This window comes from Microbacterium sp. SWDP-B6, from assembly GCF_059803615.1.
In genome coordinates this window covers 47,223-68,043 of the sequence record NZ_JAPFGV010000009.1, presented here as the reverse complement: position 1 = coordinate 68,043, position 20,821 = coordinate 47,223, and the positions used below count along the sequence as shown (strand labels likewise).

19 protein-coding genes are annotated in these 20,821 nt (G+C 70.2%); 9 read left to right on the top strand and 10 right to left on the bottom strand.

Features of this window, described 5'->3' with window-relative positions:
- Positions 1 to 84: 84 nt before the first annotated feature.
- The 3 genes from OPU70_RS12575 to OPU70_RS12565 are packed head-to-tail and all read left to right on the top strand — an operon-like array spanning position 85 to position 4,018.
- Positions 85 to 1,575, top strand: a complete 1,491-nt coding sequence (locus OPU70_RS12575; protein WP_498557943.1) for an LLM class flavin-dependent oxidoreductase — start codon at positions 85 to 87, stop codon at positions 1,573 to 1,575.
- Positions 1,572 to 2,798: an acyl-CoA dehydrogenase family protein gene (locus OPU70_RS12570; protein ID WP_455904310.1), complete on the top strand. Its 1,227-nt coding sequence runs from the start codon at positions 1,572 to 1,574 to the stop codon at positions 2,796 to 2,798. Before OPU70_RS12575 ends, OPU70_RS12570 begins: the two co-directional genes overlap by 4 nt.
- On the top strand, positions 2,798 to 4,018 hold the full coding sequence (locus OPU70_RS12565; protein ID WP_498557942.1) for an acyl-CoA dehydrogenase family protein: 1,221 nt from the start codon (positions 2,798 to 2,800) through the stop codon (positions 4,016 to 4,018). The genes OPU70_RS12570 and OPU70_RS12565 overlap by 1 nt, the downstream gene beginning before the upstream one ends.
- 116 nt (positions 4,019 to 4,134) lie before the next feature.
- On the opposite strand, the gene OPU70_RS12560 is transcribed toward OPU70_RS12565, so the two are convergent.
- Together OPU70_RS12560 and OPU70_RS12555 are read right to left on the bottom strand one after the other, a co-directional pair.
- Positions 4,135 to 4,500, bottom strand: coding sequence for a hypothetical protein (locus OPU70_RS12560; RefSeq protein WP_475123465.1), 366 nt, complete (start codon positions 4,498 to 4,500; stop codon positions 4,135 to 4,137).
- Positions 4,497 to 6,041 (bottom strand): PspC domain-containing protein, encoded by a 1,545-nt coding sequence (locus tag OPU70_RS12555; RefSeq protein ID WP_475123464.1) that lies wholly within the window; start codon positions 6,039 to 6,041, stop codon positions 4,497 to 4,499. Before OPU70_RS12555 ends, OPU70_RS12560 begins: the two co-directional genes overlap by 4 nt.
- 114 nt (positions 6,042 to 6,155) lie before the next feature.
- Here OPU70_RS12555 and OPU70_RS12550 point away from each other — a divergent pair, with 114 nt between their 5' ends.
- The 3 genes from OPU70_RS12550 to OPU70_RS12540 all read left to right on the top strand — a co-directional run bounded on the left by OPU70_RS12550 (position 6,156) and on the right by OPU70_RS12540 (position 8,735).
- Positions 6,156 to 7,448, top strand: a complete 1,293-nt coding sequence (locus tag OPU70_RS12550) for an ATP-binding protein (RefSeq protein ID WP_498557941.1) — start codon at positions 6,156 to 6,158, stop codon at positions 7,446 to 7,448.
- Positions 7,423 to 8,100 (top strand): LuxR C-terminal-related transcriptional regulator, encoded by a 678-nt coding sequence (locus OPU70_RS12545; RefSeq protein ID WP_498557940.1) that lies wholly within the window; start codon positions 7,423 to 7,425, stop codon positions 8,098 to 8,100. The genes OPU70_RS12550 and OPU70_RS12545 overlap by 26 nt, the downstream gene beginning before the upstream one ends.
- A 194-nt stretch (positions 8,101 to 8,294) precedes the next feature.
- On the top strand, positions 8,295 to 8,735 hold the full coding sequence (locus OPU70_RS12540) for a GNAT family N-acetyltransferase (protein ID WP_042537206.1): 441 nt from the start codon (positions 8,295 to 8,297) through the stop codon (positions 8,733 to 8,735).
- A 70-nt stretch (positions 8,736 to 8,805) separates the two neighbouring features.
- On the opposite strand, the gene OPU70_RS12535 is transcribed toward OPU70_RS12540, so the two are convergent.
- The 6 genes from OPU70_RS12535 to OPU70_RS12510 all read right to left on the bottom strand — a co-directional run bounded on the left by OPU70_RS12535 (position 8,806) and on the right by OPU70_RS12510 (position 14,008).
- Complete coding sequence (locus tag OPU70_RS12535) at positions 8,806 to 9,465, bottom strand: response regulator (RefSeq protein ID WP_042537151.1); 660 nt, start codon at positions 9,463 to 9,465, stop codon at positions 8,806 to 8,808.
- A complete protein-coding gene (locus OPU70_RS12530; protein WP_498557939.1) occupies positions 9,462 to 10,697 on the bottom strand; it encodes a sensor histidine kinase in 1,236 nt (411 codons plus the stop codon). Before OPU70_RS12530 ends, OPU70_RS12535 begins: the two co-directional genes overlap by 4 nt.
- Before the next feature lie 68 nt (positions 10,698 to 10,765).
- The gene (locus OPU70_RS12525; protein ID WP_498557938.1) at positions 10,766 to 11,677 is read right to left on the bottom strand and encodes a serine hydrolase domain-containing protein; all 912 of its coding nucleotides are present in this window, start codon (positions 11,675 to 11,677) and stop codon (positions 10,766 to 10,768) included.
- 355 nt (positions 11,678 to 12,032) lie between these two features.
- Positions 12,033 to 12,857 (bottom strand): hypothetical protein, encoded by an 825-nt coding sequence (locus OPU70_RS12520; protein ID WP_042537147.1) that lies wholly within the window; start codon positions 12,855 to 12,857, stop codon positions 12,033 to 12,035.
- Positions 12,857 to 13,588: an ABC transporter ATP-binding protein gene (locus tag OPU70_RS12515; protein ID WP_079112272.1), complete on the bottom strand. Its 732-nt coding sequence runs from the start codon at positions 13,586 to 13,588 to the stop codon at positions 12,857 to 12,859. Before OPU70_RS12515 ends, OPU70_RS12520 begins: the two co-directional genes overlap by 1 nt.
- Positions 13,589 to 13,753: 165 nt before the next feature.
- Positions 13,754 to 14,008 (bottom strand): hypothetical protein, encoded by a 255-nt coding sequence (locus OPU70_RS12510; RefSeq protein ID WP_498557937.1) that lies wholly within the window; start codon positions 14,006 to 14,008, stop codon positions 13,754 to 13,756.
- A 185-nt stretch (positions 14,009 to 14,193) separates the two neighbouring features.
- On the opposite strand from OPU70_RS12510, the gene OPU70_RS12505 reads away from it, so the two are divergent.
- The 3 genes from OPU70_RS12505 (at position 14,194) to hrpB (ending at position 19,286) form a co-directional block, all read left to right on the top strand.
- A complete protein-coding gene (locus OPU70_RS12505; protein WP_498557936.1) occupies positions 14,194 to 14,622 on the top strand; it encodes a MarR family winged helix-turn-helix transcriptional regulator in 429 nt (142 codons plus the stop codon).
- A 314-nt stretch (positions 14,623 to 14,936) separates the two neighbouring features.
- A complete protein-coding gene (locus OPU70_RS12500; protein ID WP_042537139.1) occupies positions 14,937 to 16,541 on the top strand; it encodes an SPFH domain-containing protein in 1,605 nt (534 codons plus the stop codon).
- A gap of 192 nt (positions 16,542 to 16,733) precedes the next feature.
- Positions 16,734 to 19,286, top strand: coding sequence for an ATP-dependent helicase HrpB (gene hrpB, locus OPU70_RS12495; protein WP_498557935.1), 2,553 nt, complete (start codon positions 16,734 to 16,736; stop codon positions 19,284 to 19,286).
- Positions 19,287 to 19,307: 21 nt separating this feature from the next.
- Here hrpB and OPU70_RS12490 read toward each other — a convergent pair whose 3' ends face one another.
- Both OPU70_RS12490 and OPU70_RS12485 read right to left on the bottom strand, forming a co-directional pair.
- Entirely contained in the window at positions 19,308 to 20,042 is a 735-nt protein-coding gene (locus tag OPU70_RS12490; protein WP_056375633.1) for an ABC transporter permease, read from the bottom strand.
- Positions 20,039 to 20,812 carry an ABC transporter ATP-binding protein gene (locus OPU70_RS12485; protein WP_498557962.1) on the bottom strand — a complete coding sequence of 258 codons (774 nt, stop codon included), beginning with the start codon at positions 20,810 to 20,812 and terminating at the stop codon, positions 20,039 to 20,041. The genes OPU70_RS12490 and OPU70_RS12485 overlap by 4 nt, the downstream gene beginning before the upstream one ends.
- Positions 20,813 to 20,821 lie beyond the last annotated feature (9 nt).

The following is a 20,821-nucleotide window of genomic DNA, read 5'->3' as shown; positions in this document are numbered from 1 at the left end:
GAGCGACGCGAAGAGTCATCCGGCGGGTCGCCGCACTGCTCGAGTGGCTATGGTCGCGACGTCCCCGATCTCCTGAGGAGCACCATGTCTCGCCGCATCATCCTGAACGCCTTCGACATGACCTGCGTGACTCACCAGGCTCCAGGACTCTGGCGGCACCCTGAGAACCAGGCCGATCGGTACCACGATCTCGACTATTGGGTGGATCTCGCGAAGACCCTCGAGCGGGGCAGGTTCGATGCGATCTTCATCGCTGACGTGCTCGGGACGTACGACGTCTATCGCGACTCGGCCGCCACGGCGCTCGGTGATGCGACGCAGGTTCCCCTCGGCGACCCCGTCGTGCAGATCTCCGCCATGGCACACGCGACAGAGCATCTCGGATTCGGTGTGACCGTCGCCACGACCTACGAGCAGCCGTACGCGCTGGCGCGCCGGTTCTCGACTCTCGACCACTTCACGCGCGGCCGCGTGGGATGGAACGTCGTGACGAGCTACCTCGACTCCGCCGCCCGAAACCTCGGGCTCGACACGCAGATCGCGCACGACGACCGGTACGAGATCGCCGAGGAGTTCCTCGACGTGACGTACAAGCTGTGGGAAGGCTCGTGGGAGGACACCGCCGTGCTGCGCGATCGGGAGGCCGGCGTCTTCGCGGATGCGTCGCGCGTGCACCCGATCGGCCACGAGGGGCGGCATTACCGGGTGCCCGGCATCCATCTCGCCGAACCCAGCCCGCAGCGCACGCCGGTGATGTTCCAGGCGGGCGCCTCCCCTCGCGGACGCCAGTTCGCCGCGAAGCACGGCGAGGCGATCTTCATCAACGGGCTGCGTCCGGAGGCGACGCGTCCGGTCACCGACGACATCCGCGATCGCGCCGAAGCTCTCGGGCGCCCGCGGGATTCGGTCAAGATCCTGACCCTGGTCACGGTCGTCGTCGCGGCGACGGACGAGGAGGCTCAGGCGAAGCTCGATGACTATCGCCGCTATGTCTCGGTCGAGGGCGCGCTGGCACTCTATGCCGGATGGACGGGACTCGACCTGTCGCAGTACGACCCCGACGTCCCCCTCGAATACGTCGACACGGATGCCGGGCGATCCGCCCTCTCGGTCTTCACCAAGGCCGATCCGGAGCGCAAGTGGACGCCTCGCGACATCGCCCACTACGTCGGGATCGGCGGCATCGGTCCCGTCATCGTGGGCAGCCCGCAGACCGTGGCGGACGAGCTCGAACGATGGGTCGAGGTCGGCGGTGTCGACGGCTTCAACATCGCCTACGTCGTGACACCCGGGTCGTTCGAGGACATCGTGGACCACCTCGTGCCCGAGCTCCGCCGCCGCGGGCGCACCTGGGACGACTACCCCGAGGGCACGCTGCGTGGACGACTCAGCGGCGACGGCTCCCCCGTGGTGCCCGAGTGGCATCCCGCGCACGCCTACCGCGGCGCCTACGAGGGCGGCGCGTCGGCTCTCGACGGCACGCTCGGCGGGCCGCTGGTGGATGCAGCGCCCGCTTCCGCTCCGGCGGAACTCGACGACCTGACAGAACTCACCGAGAAGGAGGGCGCCCGATGAGCGTCATCGCAGAGACCACCCACCGCAGCCGATGGACGGGAACGGCGGATGCCGAAGAGCGCGCGCACTGGCGCGGCATCGCCGAGCGCGTCGCCGCCGAGCTCGAGAGCGATGCGCTGCAGCGCGACCGAGCGAATCAGGACCCGACGATCGAGCTCGACCTGCTCCGCGAGGCGGGGCTGGTGACGCTTCTGCAGCCGGCCGAGTTCGGGGGTGGCGGCGCGCACTGGGAGACGGCCTTCCTCGTCATCCGCGTCCTGTCGCGCGCCGATGCGTCGGTCGCCCAGGTTCTCGCGTACCACTACATCAACTCGGGCAACATCGGCTTCGCAGCCGACCCGTCGGTGCAGGAGAGATGGCACCGCAAGACCACAGAGGGCCGATGGGTGTGGGGCGACTCCGTGAACCCGACCGACCCCGACCTCGAACTGACCGTCGACGGCGAGGGGTATCGACTCAACGGTCTCAAGCGCTTCTCGACGGGCGCCTCGGCCGGTGACGTCGTGCTGGCGGCCGCACTCGTGCGCGGCGGCGAGCGCGACGGTCAGGTGCTGTTCGTCGTGCTGGACCACGACCGCGACGGCATCCGATATCTCGGCGACTGGGATGCACTGGGACAGCGGCTGTCGGCGAGCGGGTCCGTCCGCTTCGAAGACGTGCGCGTCTCTGCCGACGACGTGCTCGGCGAACTCGGGGACGAGCCTTTCTCGACGCTGATCACGCCAGGCATCCAGCTCGCCTTCGGCAACCTCTACCTCGGTGTCGCCGAGGGAGCACTCGCCCGGGGACTCGACATCGTCCGTGCGCGCCCGCGCGCCTGGTTCCTCAGCCAGGCCGACTCGTACCGCGACGACCCGTTCGTGCAGCGCGTCGTGGGCGAGTTTTCCTCGCGGATCGCGGCGGTCGAGGCGCTGGCGGACCGCGCCGGGCGTCTCTTCGACGAGGTCGTGGATGAGGGAGACGGAGTCACGGCGGCGCGCCGAGGGGAACTGGCCATCGAGATCGCCAAGGTCAAGGTCGTCTCGACCGAGGTCGGCATCGAGGTCGCGAACAGGATCTTCGAGATCACCGGCTCGAGTTCCGCGCGTGCGGATGTCGGGCTGGACCTGTTCTGGAGGAACATCCGCACGCACTCGCTGCACGATCCGATCGATTACAAGAAGCTCGAGGTCGGCGCCTGGACGCTGAACGGCGAGCTCCAGCCGATCTCGCTGTACACCTGATGGGCGAGCAGACGCGGCGGCTCGATGCCGTGCGGGAGCGCCTGCGCCCGGTCTTCGCAGAGATCGCGGCGGGCACGGTCGCACGGGAGAAGGATCACGAGCTGCCGTTCGCCCAGGTCACCGCCCTTCGCGCAGCGGGCTTCGGTCGGCTCCGGCTGCCGATCGAGCACGGCGGTTTCGGGCTGGACTGGGAATCCTTCGCCGAGGTGCTGATCGAGCTCGCCGCGGCCGACTCGAACCTCCCGCAGATCTTCCGTGGCCACATCGCTTACGTCGAGCACATCCTGGCTGCGACGCCGAGTGAGCGGCGCTCCCGCTGGCTCGAGCGCATCGCCGACGGAGAGCTGGTCGGCAACGCGTGGTCGGAGAACGGTGCCGCCGCCGTGGGGACGAATGCGACGCGCGTGACCCGACGTCCCGATGGAAGCTGGCGCGTCGACGGACGCAAGTTCTACACGACGGGCAGCATCTTCGCGGAGTGGATCGACGCGACCGTCGACCTCGACGGCACGACCGTGACCGCCCTCATCCGCAGGCATCAGGACGGAGTGGAGATCTCCGACGACTGGGACGGCTTCGGACAGCCGCTGACGGGCACCGGCACTGCCGTGTTCACGGACGCCTCGGTCGATGAAGACGACGTCGAGCCGTTCACGTCGCGGTTCCCGTTCCAGACGGCGGTCTATCAGCTGACGCTGCTGTCGGTGCTGGCCGGGATCGCCGCCGCGATCGAGCGCGACACCGTCGCTCAGGTGCGGGCACGCACTCGCACCTACAGCCACGGCAGCGCCGAGCGAGTGGCCGACGACCCTCAGATCCTGCAGATCGTCGGCGAGCTGACGGCGACGAGTGCGACGGCCAGGGCGCTCGTGCTCGACGTCGCTCGAGCGGTCCAGCACGCAGCAGACGTGCTGGGCACACCGGAGACGGAGGATGCCGTGATCGCGGCCGAACTCCGCTCGGCGCAGGCGCAGATCGTGCTCACCGACCTGGTGCCCCGCGCCGCCTCTCGGCTGTTCGACACGCTCGGCGCATCTGCCGTGAGGTCGGGCACCGCTCTCGACCGCCACTGGCGGAACGCTCGCACCGTGTCATCGCACAACCCGTGGATCTTCAAGGCCCGACAGCTCGGCGACCACGCCGTGAACGGCCGGACGCCCGAGTTCGTCTGGTCGGTCGGGCAGGCGAAGGTTCTGGAGGCGAGCACGGCCGAGCGCTGAGACGTTCACCGAGGCTGCCCACCTCGCCCGTCTCGAGGCGGAGGGAACGACGCAGGCACCCGGTTCTCTGGCCGAAGCCGCATGAGCCGGGTGCCTCGTGAACCACGCCCCTCGAGCTACTCGATGGGAAGATCGTCGACGGAATGCGGCGAGATGCTGGCGCTCGTTCGGCGCTGCACCGTCCGGCGTTGCACCGTGCGGAGCAACGCCGTCGCGCCGGTGACGAGCAGGAGCACACCGATGGTCAGGATCATGAGAGTGCTGATCGTGACGGGTGTGAGGGTGAGCGCCCAGTCGGCGACGCCCGAGCGGCGGTCATCGTCGGCGATGAGCCAGAGCGAGGTCGCCGCCACGGCGGCGAACAGGACGCCCCAGACGATGGCCGCCCAGCGGGTGCGAGGCGGGGTGACCGCTTCGGCGTGGGGTGCGGATGCAGCGGTCGCCCCTGCTGCGCCCGCCTCGGTGGTCGTCTGAGTGCTCATCGCTCGTCCTCTTCCTCAGCCTCGATGAGGGTGATGTCTATCTCGCCGCTGGTCTGCGCGATGGTCACACGCTGCACGGTCGTCGTCGGTGCGTTCTCGGCCGAGATCGTCTCGGCCACGACCGATTCGCCGTCGCGTTCCGTCGCCGTCCATGTGCCGCTGTCGATGATCGCGCCGGTGCCTGCCTCGACCCGCGTCCAGCTCACGTCGGCGGTTCCGACGGTCGCCCGCAGCTGCAGCTGCACACCGGGGTCGACGGAGATCCAGGTGCTGCCGGCACCCTTCTCCACGACGATCGGCCGCGGAGCGTCGTCATGCCGGTTGAGCGAGATGGAGAGGTCACCGAACGGCTGGCGCACGTGCGCGGCCTCATTGTTCGAGATCGATGCCCAGCCGATGCTCACGCCCTGGAAGGCGGAGGACCCGCCGGCCACCAATCCGGCGACGAGCGTCAGCACGGTCGCGAAGGCGAGGAAGCCGCTGCGCCGTCGGAGGGCACCGGCGACGATCATCCCGATCGCGAGCACCAGTGCGGCCGACAGCAGGCCGAGGGCACCGCCGACTGCGGCGTCGCCGGTGCCGAGCCCGACCAGAGCGCCGACGACGATGGCGAGGCCGATGACCGAGGCGACGATCGCGAGACCCGCGCGTGGGCGGGAGGCGCGACGAATGCGGCGGCGCTCCGCGGCCTCGGCGGCGAACACGGCGGCCTCCGCCTGACGCTCGCGTCTGACCTGATCGCGCGCCATGCGTTCGGCATCCTGCTGCCGCCGGCGCCACGCCTGGTCCTGCTCCTTCCACGCCCGGTGCTGGATCCGCCACGCGGCGACCTCGGCCGGGTCCTGCACCCCGGAGGGAAGCGGCGCGGGTGGTGCGGGCGGTGCGTCGTCGATGAACGCGGCCGGTGCGGCGTACACCTCGGACGAGGCGGCGGATGTGGCATCCGCCCCCTCGGCGGTACCCGAACCGCCGAGGGGGACGGATGCCTCCGGGGCCGCCGGATCTGCGGAAGCCACCGGCAGATCAGGCGCGGAAGCACCCGGGGTGCGGCTTGCAGCACGCACGATCAGGAAGAGCAGGCCTCCAACGATGACCAGCCCGACGATCCAGCTGAAGACCGCCAGCGCCGACCAGCTCTCGTATCCGAACCCGAACAGGCGTCCGGTGAGCGGAGCCGTCGGGATCAGCCCGACGACGGCCATGCCCAGAAGACCGAGCTGGACGGGCTGGTAGTCCCGCCGCAGCAGGTCGCGGACGTGGACCCGGCCGTCGAGATCCGGCAGCAGCGCCCAGGCGAGGGCGTAGAGGAAGATCACCGGCAGGCCGAAGAGCGCTGCGACCACGAGGACGCCGCGCACGATCAGCGGGTCGATCCGCAACCGGGCGGCGATGCCGGCGGCGACCCCACCGAGCCATCCGTCGGAGCGGACCACTCCGAGACCGGCGACCCACAGGAGGAATCGCTCGGCGCCGTGCGGAACGGCCGTCCTCGGCGGGCTGGCCTGGTCGGCGGGAGGCGGTGGCGCGGTCGGAATCGTCATGTGTCAATCCTGTCTCCCCCGGTCGGATCCCTGCCATGGGGTGAACCCCTGAGCGACCCCTGATTCTCTCCAGGGGAGGTCACGGATCCGCGCGCCGGATGATTGGATGTCGACATGTCCTCTTCCGCGACCGCGTCTGCGCGACCCTCTCGCTCCGCCGTGTCGTCGCGAGCGGGAGGAGACCTCCAGCCCGAGCCGCGTCAGGCCCTGACACGCGACAGAGACTGCCTGGTCGCAGGCGTCAGCGCGGGTCTCGCCCGTCACCTGGGCGTGCGGGTGTGGATGGTCCGTGCGCTCTTCATCGCTCTCACGATGTGCGGCGGGGCCGGCATCCTGCTCTACGCATGGTGCTGGGCGTTCACGCCCTGGGCCGACGGCGACGGCACCCCGTCGCGACGGGTGCCCGTGGCCTGGATGCTGCTCGCCCCTGCGAGCGTCGGCATGCTCATCGTGCTCTTCTGGCGCGGCGGCAGCGACTGGCTCTCGGGAACGATTCCGCCTGATGCGGCGGCCGTGGTCGTGTTCGGCACCGTGGGGGCGGCGACCGGGGCCGGGCTGTGGGCGACCCTGATCGATCGCACCGACACCGCCCGCGGACCTCGACACACGATGCTGGTCAGGATCCTCTCGATCACGCTCCTCGCGATGCTGTTCGGCCTGCTCCTGACCCGGCCTGTCGGCAGCACCGGTGTCGCACTCGTGCTCGTCCCGCTCGCCGGCATCCTCGCCGTGCTGCTGTCGACCCTGATTCCGCGGTGGCGCGACCTGGCGGGCGAACGCGTGCGGCGCATCCGTGAGGAGCAGCGCAGTGAGATGGCCGCGCACCTGCACGACTCCGTGCTGCAGACCCTCGCGCTGATCCAGAACAGGGCGGGCGCATCGAGCGAGGCGGCTCGACTCGCACGGGCGCAGGAGCGTGAGCTGCGAGCCTGGCTGTACGACGGCGATGCCCCGGTCGACAGCGATCTGGCGACCGACCTGCGCGACTATGCCGGGGGCCTGGAGCTCGACTACCCGGTGCGGATCGAGGTGGTCTCGGCGGGCCTCTCCACCGAGCGTGCGAGCGGGGAACTCGCCGCGGCGGCGCGAGAGGCGATGCTGAATGCCGCACGGCACGCGACGGGCGAGGTGTCTGTCTACATCGAGGGCAACGCGACCGACGTCGACGTCTTCGTGCGTGATCGGGGTCCGGGCTTCCGACTGGACGACGTGCCGGGCGACCGCCTGGGCGTGCGGGAGTCGATCATCGGTCGGATGCGTCGAGCCGGGGGCTCGGGCACCGTGCGCAGCGATGAGAGCGGCACCGAGGTGCACCTGCGACTGTCGACCGTGCCGCGGGGCGCGGCGAACGCGCAGGCGCCGAACGCGCCGGCGAACACGGATGAAGGCGAGGACGCTCGTGGCTGACAGCATCCGGATCGTGATCGTCGACGACCATTCGATCTTCCGCTCGGGGCTCCGCGCCGATCTCGATGCGAGCGTCGAGGTGGTCGGGGAGGCAGCCGACGTGCCGTCCGCCATCGCGATGATCCGCGAGACCGTGCCCGATGTGGTGCTGCTCGACGTGCACCTTCCGGGGGGCAGCGGCGACGACTCCACCGGCGGCGAGTCGGTGATCCGCGGCTCGCTGCCGACGACGGCCCGGTTCCTGGCGCTGAGCGTGTCGGATGCCGCAGCCGACGTCGTGCGGGTGATCCGCACCGGTGCGCGCGGCTACATCACCAAGGGCTCATCCGGCGGGGAGGTCAGCCGCGCCGTGCACGCCGTCGCCGACGGGGATGCGGTGTTCTCGCCGCGGCTCGCCGGGTTCGTGCTCGACGCGTTCGGCGCGGTCGCCGGCGAGATCGCCACGACGACCGACGAACTCGATCGACTGTCGGCACGCGAGCAGGAGGTGATGCGGCTGATAGCCCGCGGATACGCCTACAAGGAGGTGGCCGCAGAGCTGTTCATCTCGATCAAGACGGTCGAGACGCACGTCTCATCGGTGCTGAGGAAGCTGCAGCTGTCGTCGCGCCACGAACTCACGGTGTGGGCCTCGCAGCGTCGACTGCTGTAGCGGGGGGGCTGTTCCTCGGGATGCCTCGGGCAGCGTGCGACTCAGCGTATGCCGGGGTCGGCCGTGAGCTTTCCGAGCAGACGCTCGAGCTCGCTGAGGTCGTGCAGCGCTGGCCGTGGCAGAATGCTCGGCGATGCTCGATCACGTCGATCCGAGTGCGACATCGTCACGCCCCGACACGCGAACGGACAGAGATGGCTGAAGCGACAACAATCCTCGACCGGGTGGCGACGGCTGCCGAGCATCGATCGATCGCTGAATCGGTGGGCTGGCACGACGCCTTCGACTGGGCGACGATCGCGGATTCCCTGGCCGGCTCGACGTTCGGCGTGGTCGCGTATGCCGGAGACGCGGCTGTAGGCATGGGGCGCGTCGTCGGAGACGGCGTGAAGTACTTCTACGTGCAGGATCTGGCCGTCCTCCCGGCCTTTCAGGGGACCGGCCTGGGGGCGCGCATGCTGGACCGCCTGACGGAGCGAATCGCCATGGTCTCCCCGGCAACGGCCTTCGTCGGACTGTTCTCGACCGCCGCGGGCACCGACCTCTACACCTCTCGCGGTTTCGGCCCCGGCGACATGACCGGGCTGTTCAGGCTCATCGAGCCAGCGCCGCGGGACGATGGGCAGAACGGATAGACGCGGGACGACAGGACAGCGACCGGCACGCGCTGAGCACGTTCATCTGAGGGCCACGGTGCGGCCCCAGTCATCCCGCCTCGACGACCCCGGCCCTGATCCCCCAGAGCACGGCCTGCAGGCGGTCGCGGGCTCCGGTCTTCTGGAGGATGCCGGCGAGGTGATACTTGACGGTCGTCAGTTCCACGAAGAGACGGTCGGCGATCTCGGCATTCGACAGCCCCTCGGCGAGGAGTCGGAGCACATCCAGTTCCCTCTCGGTGAGCGGAGGCCCCTCGGCCGGAACCTGCGCGCTGCTCGCTCGACGGCGGTCGGCGAACTCGTGCAGGATGCGTCGGGTCAGGCGTTGGTCGAGGGTTCCGTCGCCGGCGGCCACCGAGCGGACCGCGGCGAGCAGCGTGTGCTCGTCGGCGCCCTTGAGGAGGAACCCGGCGGCGCCGGCCTCGAGAGCGGCGAAGACATCGGCGTCGACGTCGAAGGTGGTGAGGATGAGCACGTCGGTCGCCAGGGCTGCGTCTCCGACGATCTCGCGTGTGGCTGCGATGCCGTCTGTTCCCGGCATCCGGATGTCCATGCAGACGACGTCGGGGCGGAGGCTGCGGGCGAGACTCACGGCGTCGGCGCCGTCGACCGCTTCGCCGATCACCTCGATGTCGGCCTCGGCTCCGAGGATGACGGCGAGCCCGGCGCGCACGACGGCCTGGTCGTCGGCGATGAGAACACGGATCATGGGGTGCTCCGTCCGTCGTAGGGGATGCTCAGGCGATTGGTCCATCCGCCGTCGTCGTCGGGCCCTGTTGACAGGTGCGCCTTGATGAGTTCGGCCCGCTCCGCCATGCCGGATAGTCCGTAGCCGGCGCCCGAACTGTCGGTGGTCTCCCGCGTCCGGACTTCGGCGGAGGGCTCGTTGGCGACCGTGATCTCCACGGCATCGGCTCCGAACCGCACGGTCACGGCTCCCGCCGCGCCGGGCGCATGTCTGGCGACGTTCGCCAGCGACTCCTGCACCATCCGGTACGCGGTTGTCTCGGCGAGCGCACCCACCGGACGCGCATCCCCGACGGCGGCGAGTGCGACGCGCTGGCCCCGTTCCCGCGCGATATCCACGAGCGCAGGGATGCCGGCGATGGTCGGCACCGGGCTCGGGGCACCTGAAGGTGCGTCGTCATCGCTGCGCAGGAGCCCGACCGTCCGTCGGAGGTCGGCGAGCGCGATGCGGGCATCGTCCTGGACCGTCTGCATCATCTCCCGCGCCCGGTCGAGATCGCTGCGGGTGAGAGCGGTGGCGGCCTGGGCGCTCACGATGATCCCCGAGAGGTGATGCCCGGCGATGTCGTGCAGTTCCCGCGCGAGGGCCTCGCGCTCGGCACGCACCTCGCGCTCGGCGCGCTCGCGCCGCTCGTGCTCGGCCATCCTCGCCTGCTCCTGCAGCGCATCCGCGAGACGCTCGCGCCCGTGCACGTACTCGGCGACGGCCGCCGGTGCCGCGTACTGCAGGGCGATGCGCGCGATCACGGTGAGGATCAGGACGAGCGCCGATTCGCGTGACCCCAGGAGCAGCGCACTCGCGCCGACGCCGGTGGTCATGAGCGCGCCGAGGGCGAGCGCCGTCAGCGCCGGGTTGCGCGGGCTGCGCCGAGCCATCGCATAGGCGGCGAGGATCACGCCTAGCGAGCCGACCCCCAGCTCCCCCGCCGAGGTCGCCAGGATCACGGCATCGAGGAGCACGGCGCCGGCGAAGACGCTGATGGGTGCGCGCTGGCGGAAGACGAGCAGGACGGCCTGCAGGGCGACCAGAGCGGCGTGGGCGAACGGCGACACATCGCCCGGCACCGCTGCGGGGAGCTCGTCGATCCACAGGTCGGCTCCGATGTAGCCGACCGCCGCAGCGAGCACGAGAATCGGCGGGATCGCGCGGCGCACGCGTTCGGCGCGCCGGGAGGGCGGCTCCGCAGGGGACATGGACCCAGTCAACCACGCCGGGCCCCACCCCCGTCGGGAGGCAGGACCCGGGATCGATCGAGGTGTGATCACCGATCGCACAGTGTCTCATCGAGCGCCTCGACGACGATCCGATACTGCTCGAGCAGCACCTCGTCGTCATCCGGGGAGACCACCGCCCAGGGAAGCGCGGTCACTGCGATCGTGACAGCGGTGCCGTCAGGTGCGACGGCGTTGCGCGTCTGGGTGCCGGGGATGTCGCCTCCGTGCCCCCAGGCGAATCCTCCGCAGCTGAGCGGGTACCGCTGCAGACCGAGTCCGTACTCCGCCTCGGGCCAGAGCTCATCGCCTGCCGGCACGGTGGTCTTCATCGTCTCGAGCCCGGCACCGCTCAGCAGCTCGCCGTTCAGCAGCGCGCGCATGAAGGTATTGAGCTCTGCCGGAGTGGACACCATGGCTCCGGCCGACCAGGCGAATGACGTGTCCATGGCGGAGATGTCACGCAGCTCCCCCGGAACGTCGGCGTGGTAACCGGTGGGGTGCTCACCGCGGAGCGGGAGCTCACCGGGGGCGGGGAAGTACGTGTGTTCGAGTCCCAGCGGCGTCACGATGCGCTCATCGATCTGCTGGGCGATCGCGCGGTCGGTCACCGCCTCGATGAGCAGCCCGAGCACCAGGTAGTTCGTGTTGCTGTACTCCCATCTCTCCCCCGGCGCGAAGCTCGCAGGGCGAGTGAGGGCGATGTCGAGCATGTCCCGCGGAGAGATGTACTTCTCCTGCGCGCCGAAGGCATCGGCCGCGATCCGGTCGGCGTATTCCGGCAGACCGCTCGTCTGCTGCAGCAGCTGGTGCACGGTGATGCCGGCGCCGTCGATCCCCGCTCCCCTGATCAGCCCGGGAAGATACGTGTCGATCGGAGCGTCCAGGTCGACGAGGCCCTCGTCGACCAGCTGAAGCACGATCGTCGCGACGAACATCTTGGTGTTGCTGGCGATCCGCACTTCTGCGTCGGGTGGAGGCGCCTGGCCGGTCTCGATGTCGCCTCGCCGGCGACCGCGTTCTCGACCTCACCATCCGGCGAGGTCACCGATGCGAGGGCCGCCGGGTAGCCGGCGTCGACGAGAGACTGCAATCTCGTCTCGAGCGCGCTGGTCGCCTCCGCATCCGCGGACGAGGCCGGTCGATCGGACGCCCGGAAGAGCGCGCCCGCTGTGATCGCTCCCGCGACGAGCACGGCGGCGGCCGCGATCGCGATCACCGTCCGCATCCTGCGTCTGGGGGCGGGATGGTTCTGGGGTGTGGGGATGTCGTTCATGTCGTGTCCTTTCCCGTGAGTCGTGTCGGATGCGTCGGGCATCAGAGGTCGCGCCGGGACAGAGCGACGGATGCCGCGGCGAGCGCCGCCGCGGAGAGGGCGGCGAGGGCCGCCAGCGCCACTCCGACAGGCACCCCGGCCGACCCGCCGTGAATGACGTTCTGCGCGAGCGCGACCGGCAGGAACTGCGTCCAGACGGGCGCGGAGCCGCCGCCGATCAGCGAGGTCATGGCGGTGACGAGCGGTTCGGCGAAGAGCACCGCGAGCATGGTGAGGATGCCGGCGAGCTGCGTCCGCACGAGGATGCCGACCGCGAGGCCGATCAGTGCGAGGCCCGCGACTGCGACGACGCCCCGCCCCAGGGTGGCGACGACGTCACCGACGCCCGCGGTGAAAGGCGTTGCGGTCGTCGCGAGCGCGACGAGCAGGGCGGCGAGACTGACAACCGCCATGAGGGCGCCGATGACGACACCGACGACTGCGACGGCCATGGCCTTGCCCGCGACGATGCGACCACGACGGGGCGACGCGAGGGCTGCGCCGACCATGCCGCCGTACCGGTCGTCACTGGTGCCGGCGAGGGTGCCGAGCAGGACGATGGCGAGGAGCGCGATGCCGATCGACCCGCCTCCCATCGACGCGCCGAGCGGATTGATCGCGTCGAGCTGCGCCGCCGGAGATGTCAGGTCGAGCACGGGGAGGTCGGCACCGAGCGCCTCTGCGCCGGGACCGATGTCGCCGCGAGCCAGCGCCGGGAGCACGGTCACGAACATCAGCTGCGTCAGGATGAGTCCGATCACGGCGACGAGCGCACTGACCTTCGTCGCTGTGGTCGTGGTCAGTCCGAGGAGTTCTGCGCGGAACATCAGCGCACCCCCGCGATTCCGGTGACCTGGAGGTAGTAGCCCTCGAGGTCTCCGCTCGCTGTGGCGACGGCATCCGCCAACGTCACGTCGGCGACGACCCGCCCCTCGGCGATCACGACGATGTCGTCGGCGATGTCCTGCACGTCGGAGAGCAGGTGTGAGGAGAGCAGCACCGTCCCTCCGGCATCTGCGAAGGCCCGCAGGCGATCACGCAGCCAGCGCATGCCGGCGGGGTCGAGGCCGTTGGAGGGCTCATCGAGCACGAGCAGCTTCGGCTCTCCGAGCAGCGCTGCCGCGACCGCGATGCGCTGCTTCATGCCGAGCGAGTATCCGCCGGATCTGCGGTCGGCGTCGGCGGTCATGCCCACCTCGGCGAGGACCCCATCGACGCGCTGGGGGGCGACGTCGGCGCGGGCCGCGGCGATGCGCAGGTGCTCACGTCCGGTGCGGGCGGGGTGCAGACCGCCGGCGTCGAGAACGGCGCCGACCATCGTGGCCGGCCGCTCGAGGTCGCGGTAGGGGCGCCCGAAGACCAGGGCCTCGCCCTGGTCCGCGGCGATGAGTCCGAGCAGCAGGCGGATCGTGGTGGTCTTGCCGGCGCCGTTGGGCCCGAGCAGGCCGACGACTCTCCCTGACGCGATCGTGAAACCGACTCCGTCGACGCGAGAGCGTCCATGGAAGGACTTGTGCAGTCCGCGCGCCTGGAGCGGCGGAGATGTGGAGATGTTCATGTCTCCAGCCTCGCCAGCGCGGCTCTCGAGCACCCCCGCCGGCCGCACGGGATCGCCCTGTCCGAAAGGACAGTCGTGGTCGGATCCGGATCCCGGGAACGGAACAGCGGAGGCCTCGCGAGGGCCGTCGTCCCGCTCCGGACCTCCCCCTGCATCAGCGACGCATCAGGCCTCGCCCTGGTTGACATGCCCGCGACCCGGCTTCGGGATCCCGGCTGGCTGGCTGCGGGGACGCTCGCGCGCCGGCCACCGGAATCGCTCGACGAATCCCGCGACGGCCTTCGAGCGCGTCGCGAGGACGATCGCCACTGCCTTCCACCGGCGCGGCCGAGCGGTGAGCAGGGGGACGAGCACACCGAGCGGGACGAACACCGCGGCGTGGATGAGCGCGTCCTCGAGCCCGAAGTCGACGAAGGGCACGAATGCCGAAGATTCCGTGACCAAACCGTTGCATTCGTTATCTCGCCGTTATAGAGTGATCGCACGGTGAATGTTTGCTGTGGCATACACCGCATGTGATTGCAGGACACTCTTGGTGCAAGGGACAAGGGCCGGTCGGGAGCCTCTCCGACCGGCCCTTTACTGTTGCCAGTACGCTGTTCTCCATGACCGATCGCAAGCTCGCCCTCGAGGCCTGGGAGAGCCTGTTCCGCGCACAGCACGAGCTGTTCACCGAGATGAACACCGACTTCGCTCACACCGATCTCGGGCAGGCCGAGTACGACGTCCTGCTCACCGTGACCCGCTCCCCCGGCATGTCAGCTCGCCTGCGCGATGTCACCGCGAACATGCTGATCAGCCAGCCGAGCGTCTCTCGTCTCGTCGACCGCATGGTCGCCCGCGGACTCGTCGCGAAGTGCCCCGACCCCGATGACGGGCGCGGCGCGCTGATCAGGGCCACGGATGCCGGTGTCCGAGAGTTCCGCAGCGTCGCCACGGTGCATGGCCGTTCGATCGCCGAGCGGATGTCGCGACTCGACGACGCCGAGCTGAGGACGCTGCGCGACCTGGCGGAGAAGCTCCGCAGCCACTGAGCGGCGCGCGGGCCTCGGCCTGACGGTAGAAGCCTGCCGCACGGGAGGATATCTGCGTCACGGGAGAAGCCTGCCCCACGGGAGGAGATCTGCGTCACGGGAGAAGCCTGCCCCACGGGAGGATATCTGCCTCACGGGAGGAGATCTCGGGCTGAGACGTCCTCCCCAAGCGCATTTCTCCTCCCGAGGCGCATCCCGAGTCGTCGACTCCTTCGACGGCATCCGCCGATCTCTGGCAGGGTGGAGCGTGAACGCCCGCGCGGCCGCGCCGGCATCCGAGACCGCCCCCTCGGGGGGAACCAGGGAGGTCATCCATGGAGATCGCCGGAGTCGTAGGCATCCTCATCATCGTCGGCATCGGCATAGCCATCGCTATCGTCGTCCTGCTCATCCTGCTGCTGTTCGCACGCAGCTGGATCAAGGTGGCGCGCGCCGATGAGGCGCTCGTCATCTCGGGACGCAAACAGAAGGTGGCGCGCGCCGTCATCGGCGCAGACGGCTCGACCAGAGACGAGATGTCGGAGTCGCCCGTCACGGTCATCGTGAACGGCAAGTCGCTGGTGAACCCCATCACGCAGCGCCACGAGATCATCTCGCTGCGCTCGCGTCAGGTCTCGCTCAACGCCGAGGCCCAGTCGCTCGACAGCGTCACGCTCAACGTCGACGGCGTCGCGATCGTGAAGATCGGCTCCGACCCCATCCTCGTGCGCCGCGCCGCCGAGCGCTTCGCCTCGCAGGACAAGGCCATCGAGCAGTTCACCACCGAGCAGCTCGAAGGTGCGCTCCGTGGCATCGTCGCGACCCTCTCGGTCGTCGAGCTCATGCGCGAGCGCAAGAAGTTCTCCGACCAGATCGCCGCCGACGTCTCGCAGGAGCTCGCCGAGCAGGGTCTGATCCTGGACTCGTTCCAGATCAAGGGCATCACCGACAAGGTCGGCTACATCCAGTCGCTCGGTGCTCCCGAGATCCAGGCGAAGCGTCAGTCGGCGGAGATCTCGCAGACCAACGCCGACCGTGCGATCAACCAGAAGAACATCGCCAACCAGGAAGCCAACCTGGTCGAGCAGACCGCCCTCGACACGAACACGGCCAACGCCAACGCCGGCATCGGCCGTGCGCGCGCCGAGGCCGAGCAGGCCGAGAACCTCGCCCGCGAGCAGGCTCAGCAGGCCGTTCTGCAGCAGCAGGCCGAGAACCGTCAGGCTCAGCTCGACGCCGACGTCAAGCGCGTCGCCGACGCTCAGCGATACGAGGCCGAGACCCGCGCACAGGCCGAGCTCTACACGCGTGAGCGTGCAGCCGAGGCCGGCGCGATCGAGCAGGTCAAGCAGGCCGAGGCCCGCACCCGCATCGCCGAGCAGCAGGCACAGGCCGACAAGGCCAAGGCCGACGGTGAGGCCGCAGCCGCGATCGCGCGTGCGACCGGTGAGGCAGACGCCCTTCGTGCGCAGGCCGAGGCCGAGTCCGAGGCCCGCCGCCTGCGTGCGAACGCCGAGGCAGACGCCATCCGTGCCGAGGGTGAGGCGCGAGCCGCCGCCGTCGAGGCCGAGGCGAAGGCCATCGCGTCGAACCAGGACGCGTTCCTGTCGCAGCGCGTGCTCGACGTGCTGCCGTCGATCATGGCGGAGTTCTCGAAGGGCTACGCCGCGATCGGCAACGTGTCCATCATCGGCAGCTCGGGCGAGGACGGCGCGTCGAACCTCGTCGGCGCCGACAGCGCGAAGGCGCTGAAGTCGGTGTTCGACAGCGTCAGCTCGGCCACCGGACTCGACCTCGCGTCGATCATCCAGGGTCAGGCCGTCGGCCGCGGAATCGGCGAGGGGGTGGCTGCGGCATCCGCGCCGTCTGCTCCGGCGACGCGCACGTCGACCCCGACCACCCCGCCGCCGCCCGCACCGCCGGCTCCGGCAGCGGAGTAGTCAGCACACAGCACACAGCACACAGCGGATGCCGCGGCCGGATCGGTCGCGGCATCCGTCGTCTCGGGGAGAGCACCGTTCACTGTTCAGCATGAATCGGGGCGTCGGGGGCCGGGGATCGCTTTCTGGGACAGGTCGAGCATCTTCATGCTGAATTGTGAACGCCGTTCTCCGGCGGGGCAGACTGGAGTGATGACGCCCGCCGCCTTCGACCTCGCCGCCATCGGCGCGGGCCTCTCGTTCGCGGCCGCTCTCGACGAGCTCTCGACTGCCCTGGACGAAAGCGGGTCGGTGGTCGTGAGCGCACCGCCCGGCACGGGCAAGACCACCCTCGTGCCGCCGCTCCTCGCATCGCGATCGACCGGACGAGTGATCGTCACCCAGCCTCGTCGCGTCGCCGCCCGGGCAGCTGCGCGGCGCCTCGCGCAGCTCGACGGCTCGCCGCTGGGCACCCGCGTCGGCTTCACGGTGCGCGGGGAGCGCTCGGCGGGACCGCAGACCCGGGTCGAATTCGTCACCGCGGGAGTGCTGCTGCGGCGCATGATCGACGACCCGGGCCTCGACGGCGTGGATGCCGTCGTCATCGACGAGGTGCACGAGCGCGCACTCGAGACCGATCTGCTGATCGGCCTGCTCTCGGAGGTCCGCGAGCCGCGGGACGACCTCGTCGTCGTCGCGATGTCGGCCACACTCGACGCGGCGCGCATCGCCGCAGTCCTCGGCGCGGATGACCGTCCGGCTCCGGTCGTCGACCACGACGTCCCCGCTTTCCCGCTCACCGAGCGCTGGGCGCCGAGCGCGACGCCGCGCCTCGACGAGCGCGGAGTCACCAGAGGGTTCCTCGACCACGTCGCCCGCACCACCACGTCAGCGGCCCTCGATCTGCGACGCGAGAACCCCGACGCCGACGTGCTGGTCTTCGCACCGGGCGCACGCGAGGTGTCGGAGATCGCCCGTCGCATCCGCGACACGAGCGATGCGTTCGACGTGCGGGAGCTGCACGGCCAGATCCCCGCGGCGGAACAGGACGCCGTGATCCGCGGCCGCTCCCCGAACGACCGCCCGCGCATCATCGTCACGACATCGCTGGCCGAGTCCTCGCTCACGGTGCCCGGTGTGCGTCTGGTGGTCGACAGCTGTCTCTCGCGGCATCCGCAGCGCGACGCGACCCGCGGCATGACGGGTCTGGTCACGACCGCCGCGTCACGCTCATCGTGCGTGCAGCGCGCCGGCCGAGCCACACGCCAGGGCCCCGGCGTCGTCATCCGCTGCGTCGACGAGCGCTCCTATGCGGCAGCCCCCGCACGCCCGGCTCCGGAGATCGCGGTGACCGACCTCGCGGATGCCGCTCTGCTGCTCGCCTGCTGGGGCGCTCCGGGTGGCGCAGGTCTCCGCATGATCGATCCGCTGCCCGCAGACAACCTGGCTGATGCCCTCTCGGTGCTTCGCAGTCTCGGCGCGATCGACCACGAGGGTCGCGCGACCGCCGAAGGCCGTGCCCTCGCACGAGTTCCTGCTGACCCCCGCCTTGCCCGCGCGCTCCGCGACGGGAGCCCCGTGGTCGGCAGCCGCCTCGCGGCCGAGGTCGTCGCGGTGCTCGGCGGCGACCTGCGTATCGCCGAGGCGGACGTCGCTCACGCACTCATCACCCTGCGAGGCGGACGCACACCGGACGCGCGACGATGGCGCGACGATGCGAATCGCCTCGAGCGCATGGTCCGTCCGACACCGGACGCACGCTCAGGCCTCGACGGCGTCGGCTTCGTGATCGCCCTGGCGTTCCCCGAGCGGATCGCCCATCGCGTCGAGCGCACCGCCGAAGGGGCGACGTTTCTGCTGGCATCCGGAACCCGGGCCGGGGTGCGCGGCCCGCTCGGCGCCGTCGAGTGGCTCGCGGTGGCTGACGTCGCGCGCGCTTCGGCACGGGCGACTGCCGGCTCAGGCGCGATCATCCGATCGGCGGCCGTGCTCACCGAGGCGCAGATGGAGCGCGCCGCGAATCACCTGATGACCGACCGCGTCGAGGCGGAGTTCACGGCCGGCCGCGTCCAGGCGCGGCGGGAGCGCCGCGTCGGCGCGATCCTGCGTTCGTCTTCGCCTGTCCGGGCATCAGCCCAGGAGGGGCGCGACGCCGTGCGCCGCGCGATCAGGCGTGAGGGGCTCGACATGTTCACCTGGTCTGACTCGGCCGCCGCGCTGCGCTGCCGACTGGGGCTGCTGCGACGAGAGCTGGGCGCCCCCTGGCCCGATGTGTCGGATGCCGGGCTGCTCGACGCTCTCGACGAATGGCTGGCTCCCGAGCTCGACGTGCTGGCCGGCGGCACGCCTGCGGGGCGGATCTCTCTGACGTCCGCGCTGCGGCGCCTGCTGCCGTGGCCCGACGCCGCGCGACTCGACGAGCTGGCTCCGGAACGCCTCGAGGTGCCCACCGGCTCGCGAATCCGCATCGACTACCCCGACCCCGCCGACGCCACGGAGCGCCCTGTCGTGGCCGTGAAGCTGCAGGAGTGCTTCGGCTGGGCGGAGACCCCTCGGCTGGTCGACGGGCGAGTGCCTGTGCTGTTCCATCTGCTGTCGCCCGCGGGTCGTCCCCTCGCGGTCACCGATGATCTCGCCTCGTTCTGGTCCGGTCCCTATGGCCAGGTGCGCGCCGAGATGCGGGGGCGCTACCCGCGGCATCCGTGGCCTGAGGATCCCTGGGCCGCCGTGCCCACGAAGCACACCAAGAACCGCTCGGCGCGCTGAGCAGCGGCCGGCGCTGATGCGTCAGGGCGTGCGGCGCCGCAGGGTCAGCGACGCGAGCACGAGGGCTCCGATGCCGAAGGCGACGACCACGAGCAACGGGGCGTAGACGTCCCACCCCTCGTCCCCGGCGGTCACGGCGTTGATCGTGTCGATCGCATAGCTCAGCGGCAGCCAGTCGGAGATCGCGTACAGCACATCGGGCATCTGATCCCGCGGCATGAACAGCCCGCCGAGGATGATCTGCGGGAAGACGAGCAGCGGCATGAACTGCACCGCCTGGAATTCGGTCTGGGCGAACGCGCTCGCGAGCAGTCCGAGCGCTGTTCCGAGCAGCGCGTCGACCACGGCCACGAGTCCGAGCTGCCACAGCTCGCCGTCGACATCGAGGCCGCAGACACCGACCGCGAACGACACGGTGATGACCGCCTGCAGCAGCGCCATGACTCCGAAGGCCAGGGCGTATCCGAGGATGAAGTCCGCCTTGCCGAGCGGAGTCGTCATGAGACGCTCGAGGGTTCCGGAGCGGCGCTCGCGCAGGGTCGTGATCGACGTGATGAGGAACATCACGATGAACGGGAACAGCGCGAGGATCGCACCGCCGAACTGATCGAACACACCGTCCTGGTCGCTGAACAGCCACGCGAACAGACCGACCAGCAGGCTCGGCGCGACGAGCATGAGTGCGATCGACCGCGGGTCGTGGCGCAGCTGACCGAGCACCCGGCCCGCTGTGGCGAGGATCCGCCGGCCGTTCATTCCGCCGCCTCCCGACGCTCGCGCCTCGTGGTGCCGGGAGGCGGGCGGTCCGGCATCCGACTGTCGCGTTCGATCAGAGCGAGGAATGCCGCATCGGGGTCGGCGGTGCCGGTCTCTGCGAGGAGGTCCTTGGGGGTCGTGTCGTCGATGATCCGCCCGCTGCGCATCAGCACGAGCCGGTCGCACCTCAGCGCCTCGTCCATCACGTGGCTGGAGACGATCATCGTCACTCCGCGTCGCGCGAGCCCGCGGAACAGATCCCACAGCTCGACGCGGAGCACCGGGTCGAGGCCGACGGTCGGCTCGTCGAGGACGATGAGCTCGGGAGACCCGATCAGCGCCATGGCCAGCGAGATCCGTGTGGTCTGGCCGCCGCTGAGCGACTCGACGAGCTGACCCGCCTGCGCTCCGAGACCGACCTCCGCGATCACCCGATCGACATCGCCCTTCGGCGCCTTCAGCACTGCCGCGAAGTACGAGAGGTTCTGACGCACGGTGAGGTCGCCGTACACGGCAGCGCCCTGAGTGCCGTAGGCCACGCGATGGCGCAGCTGCGCCGATCCGGCCGGTTCGCCGAGCACCGTCACCGTGCCTGCGGCGACCTTCTGCACGCCGACGATCGCACGCATCAGGGTGGTCTTGCCGCATCCGGAGGGCCCGAGCAGACCGGTGATCTCGCCCTGCGGGATCGTCAGGTCGGTCCCGTCGAAGACGACGGTCTTCCCCCGGCGCACGTGCAGCCCTGCGACCTCGACCGCCGGGTTATTCATCATGTGATG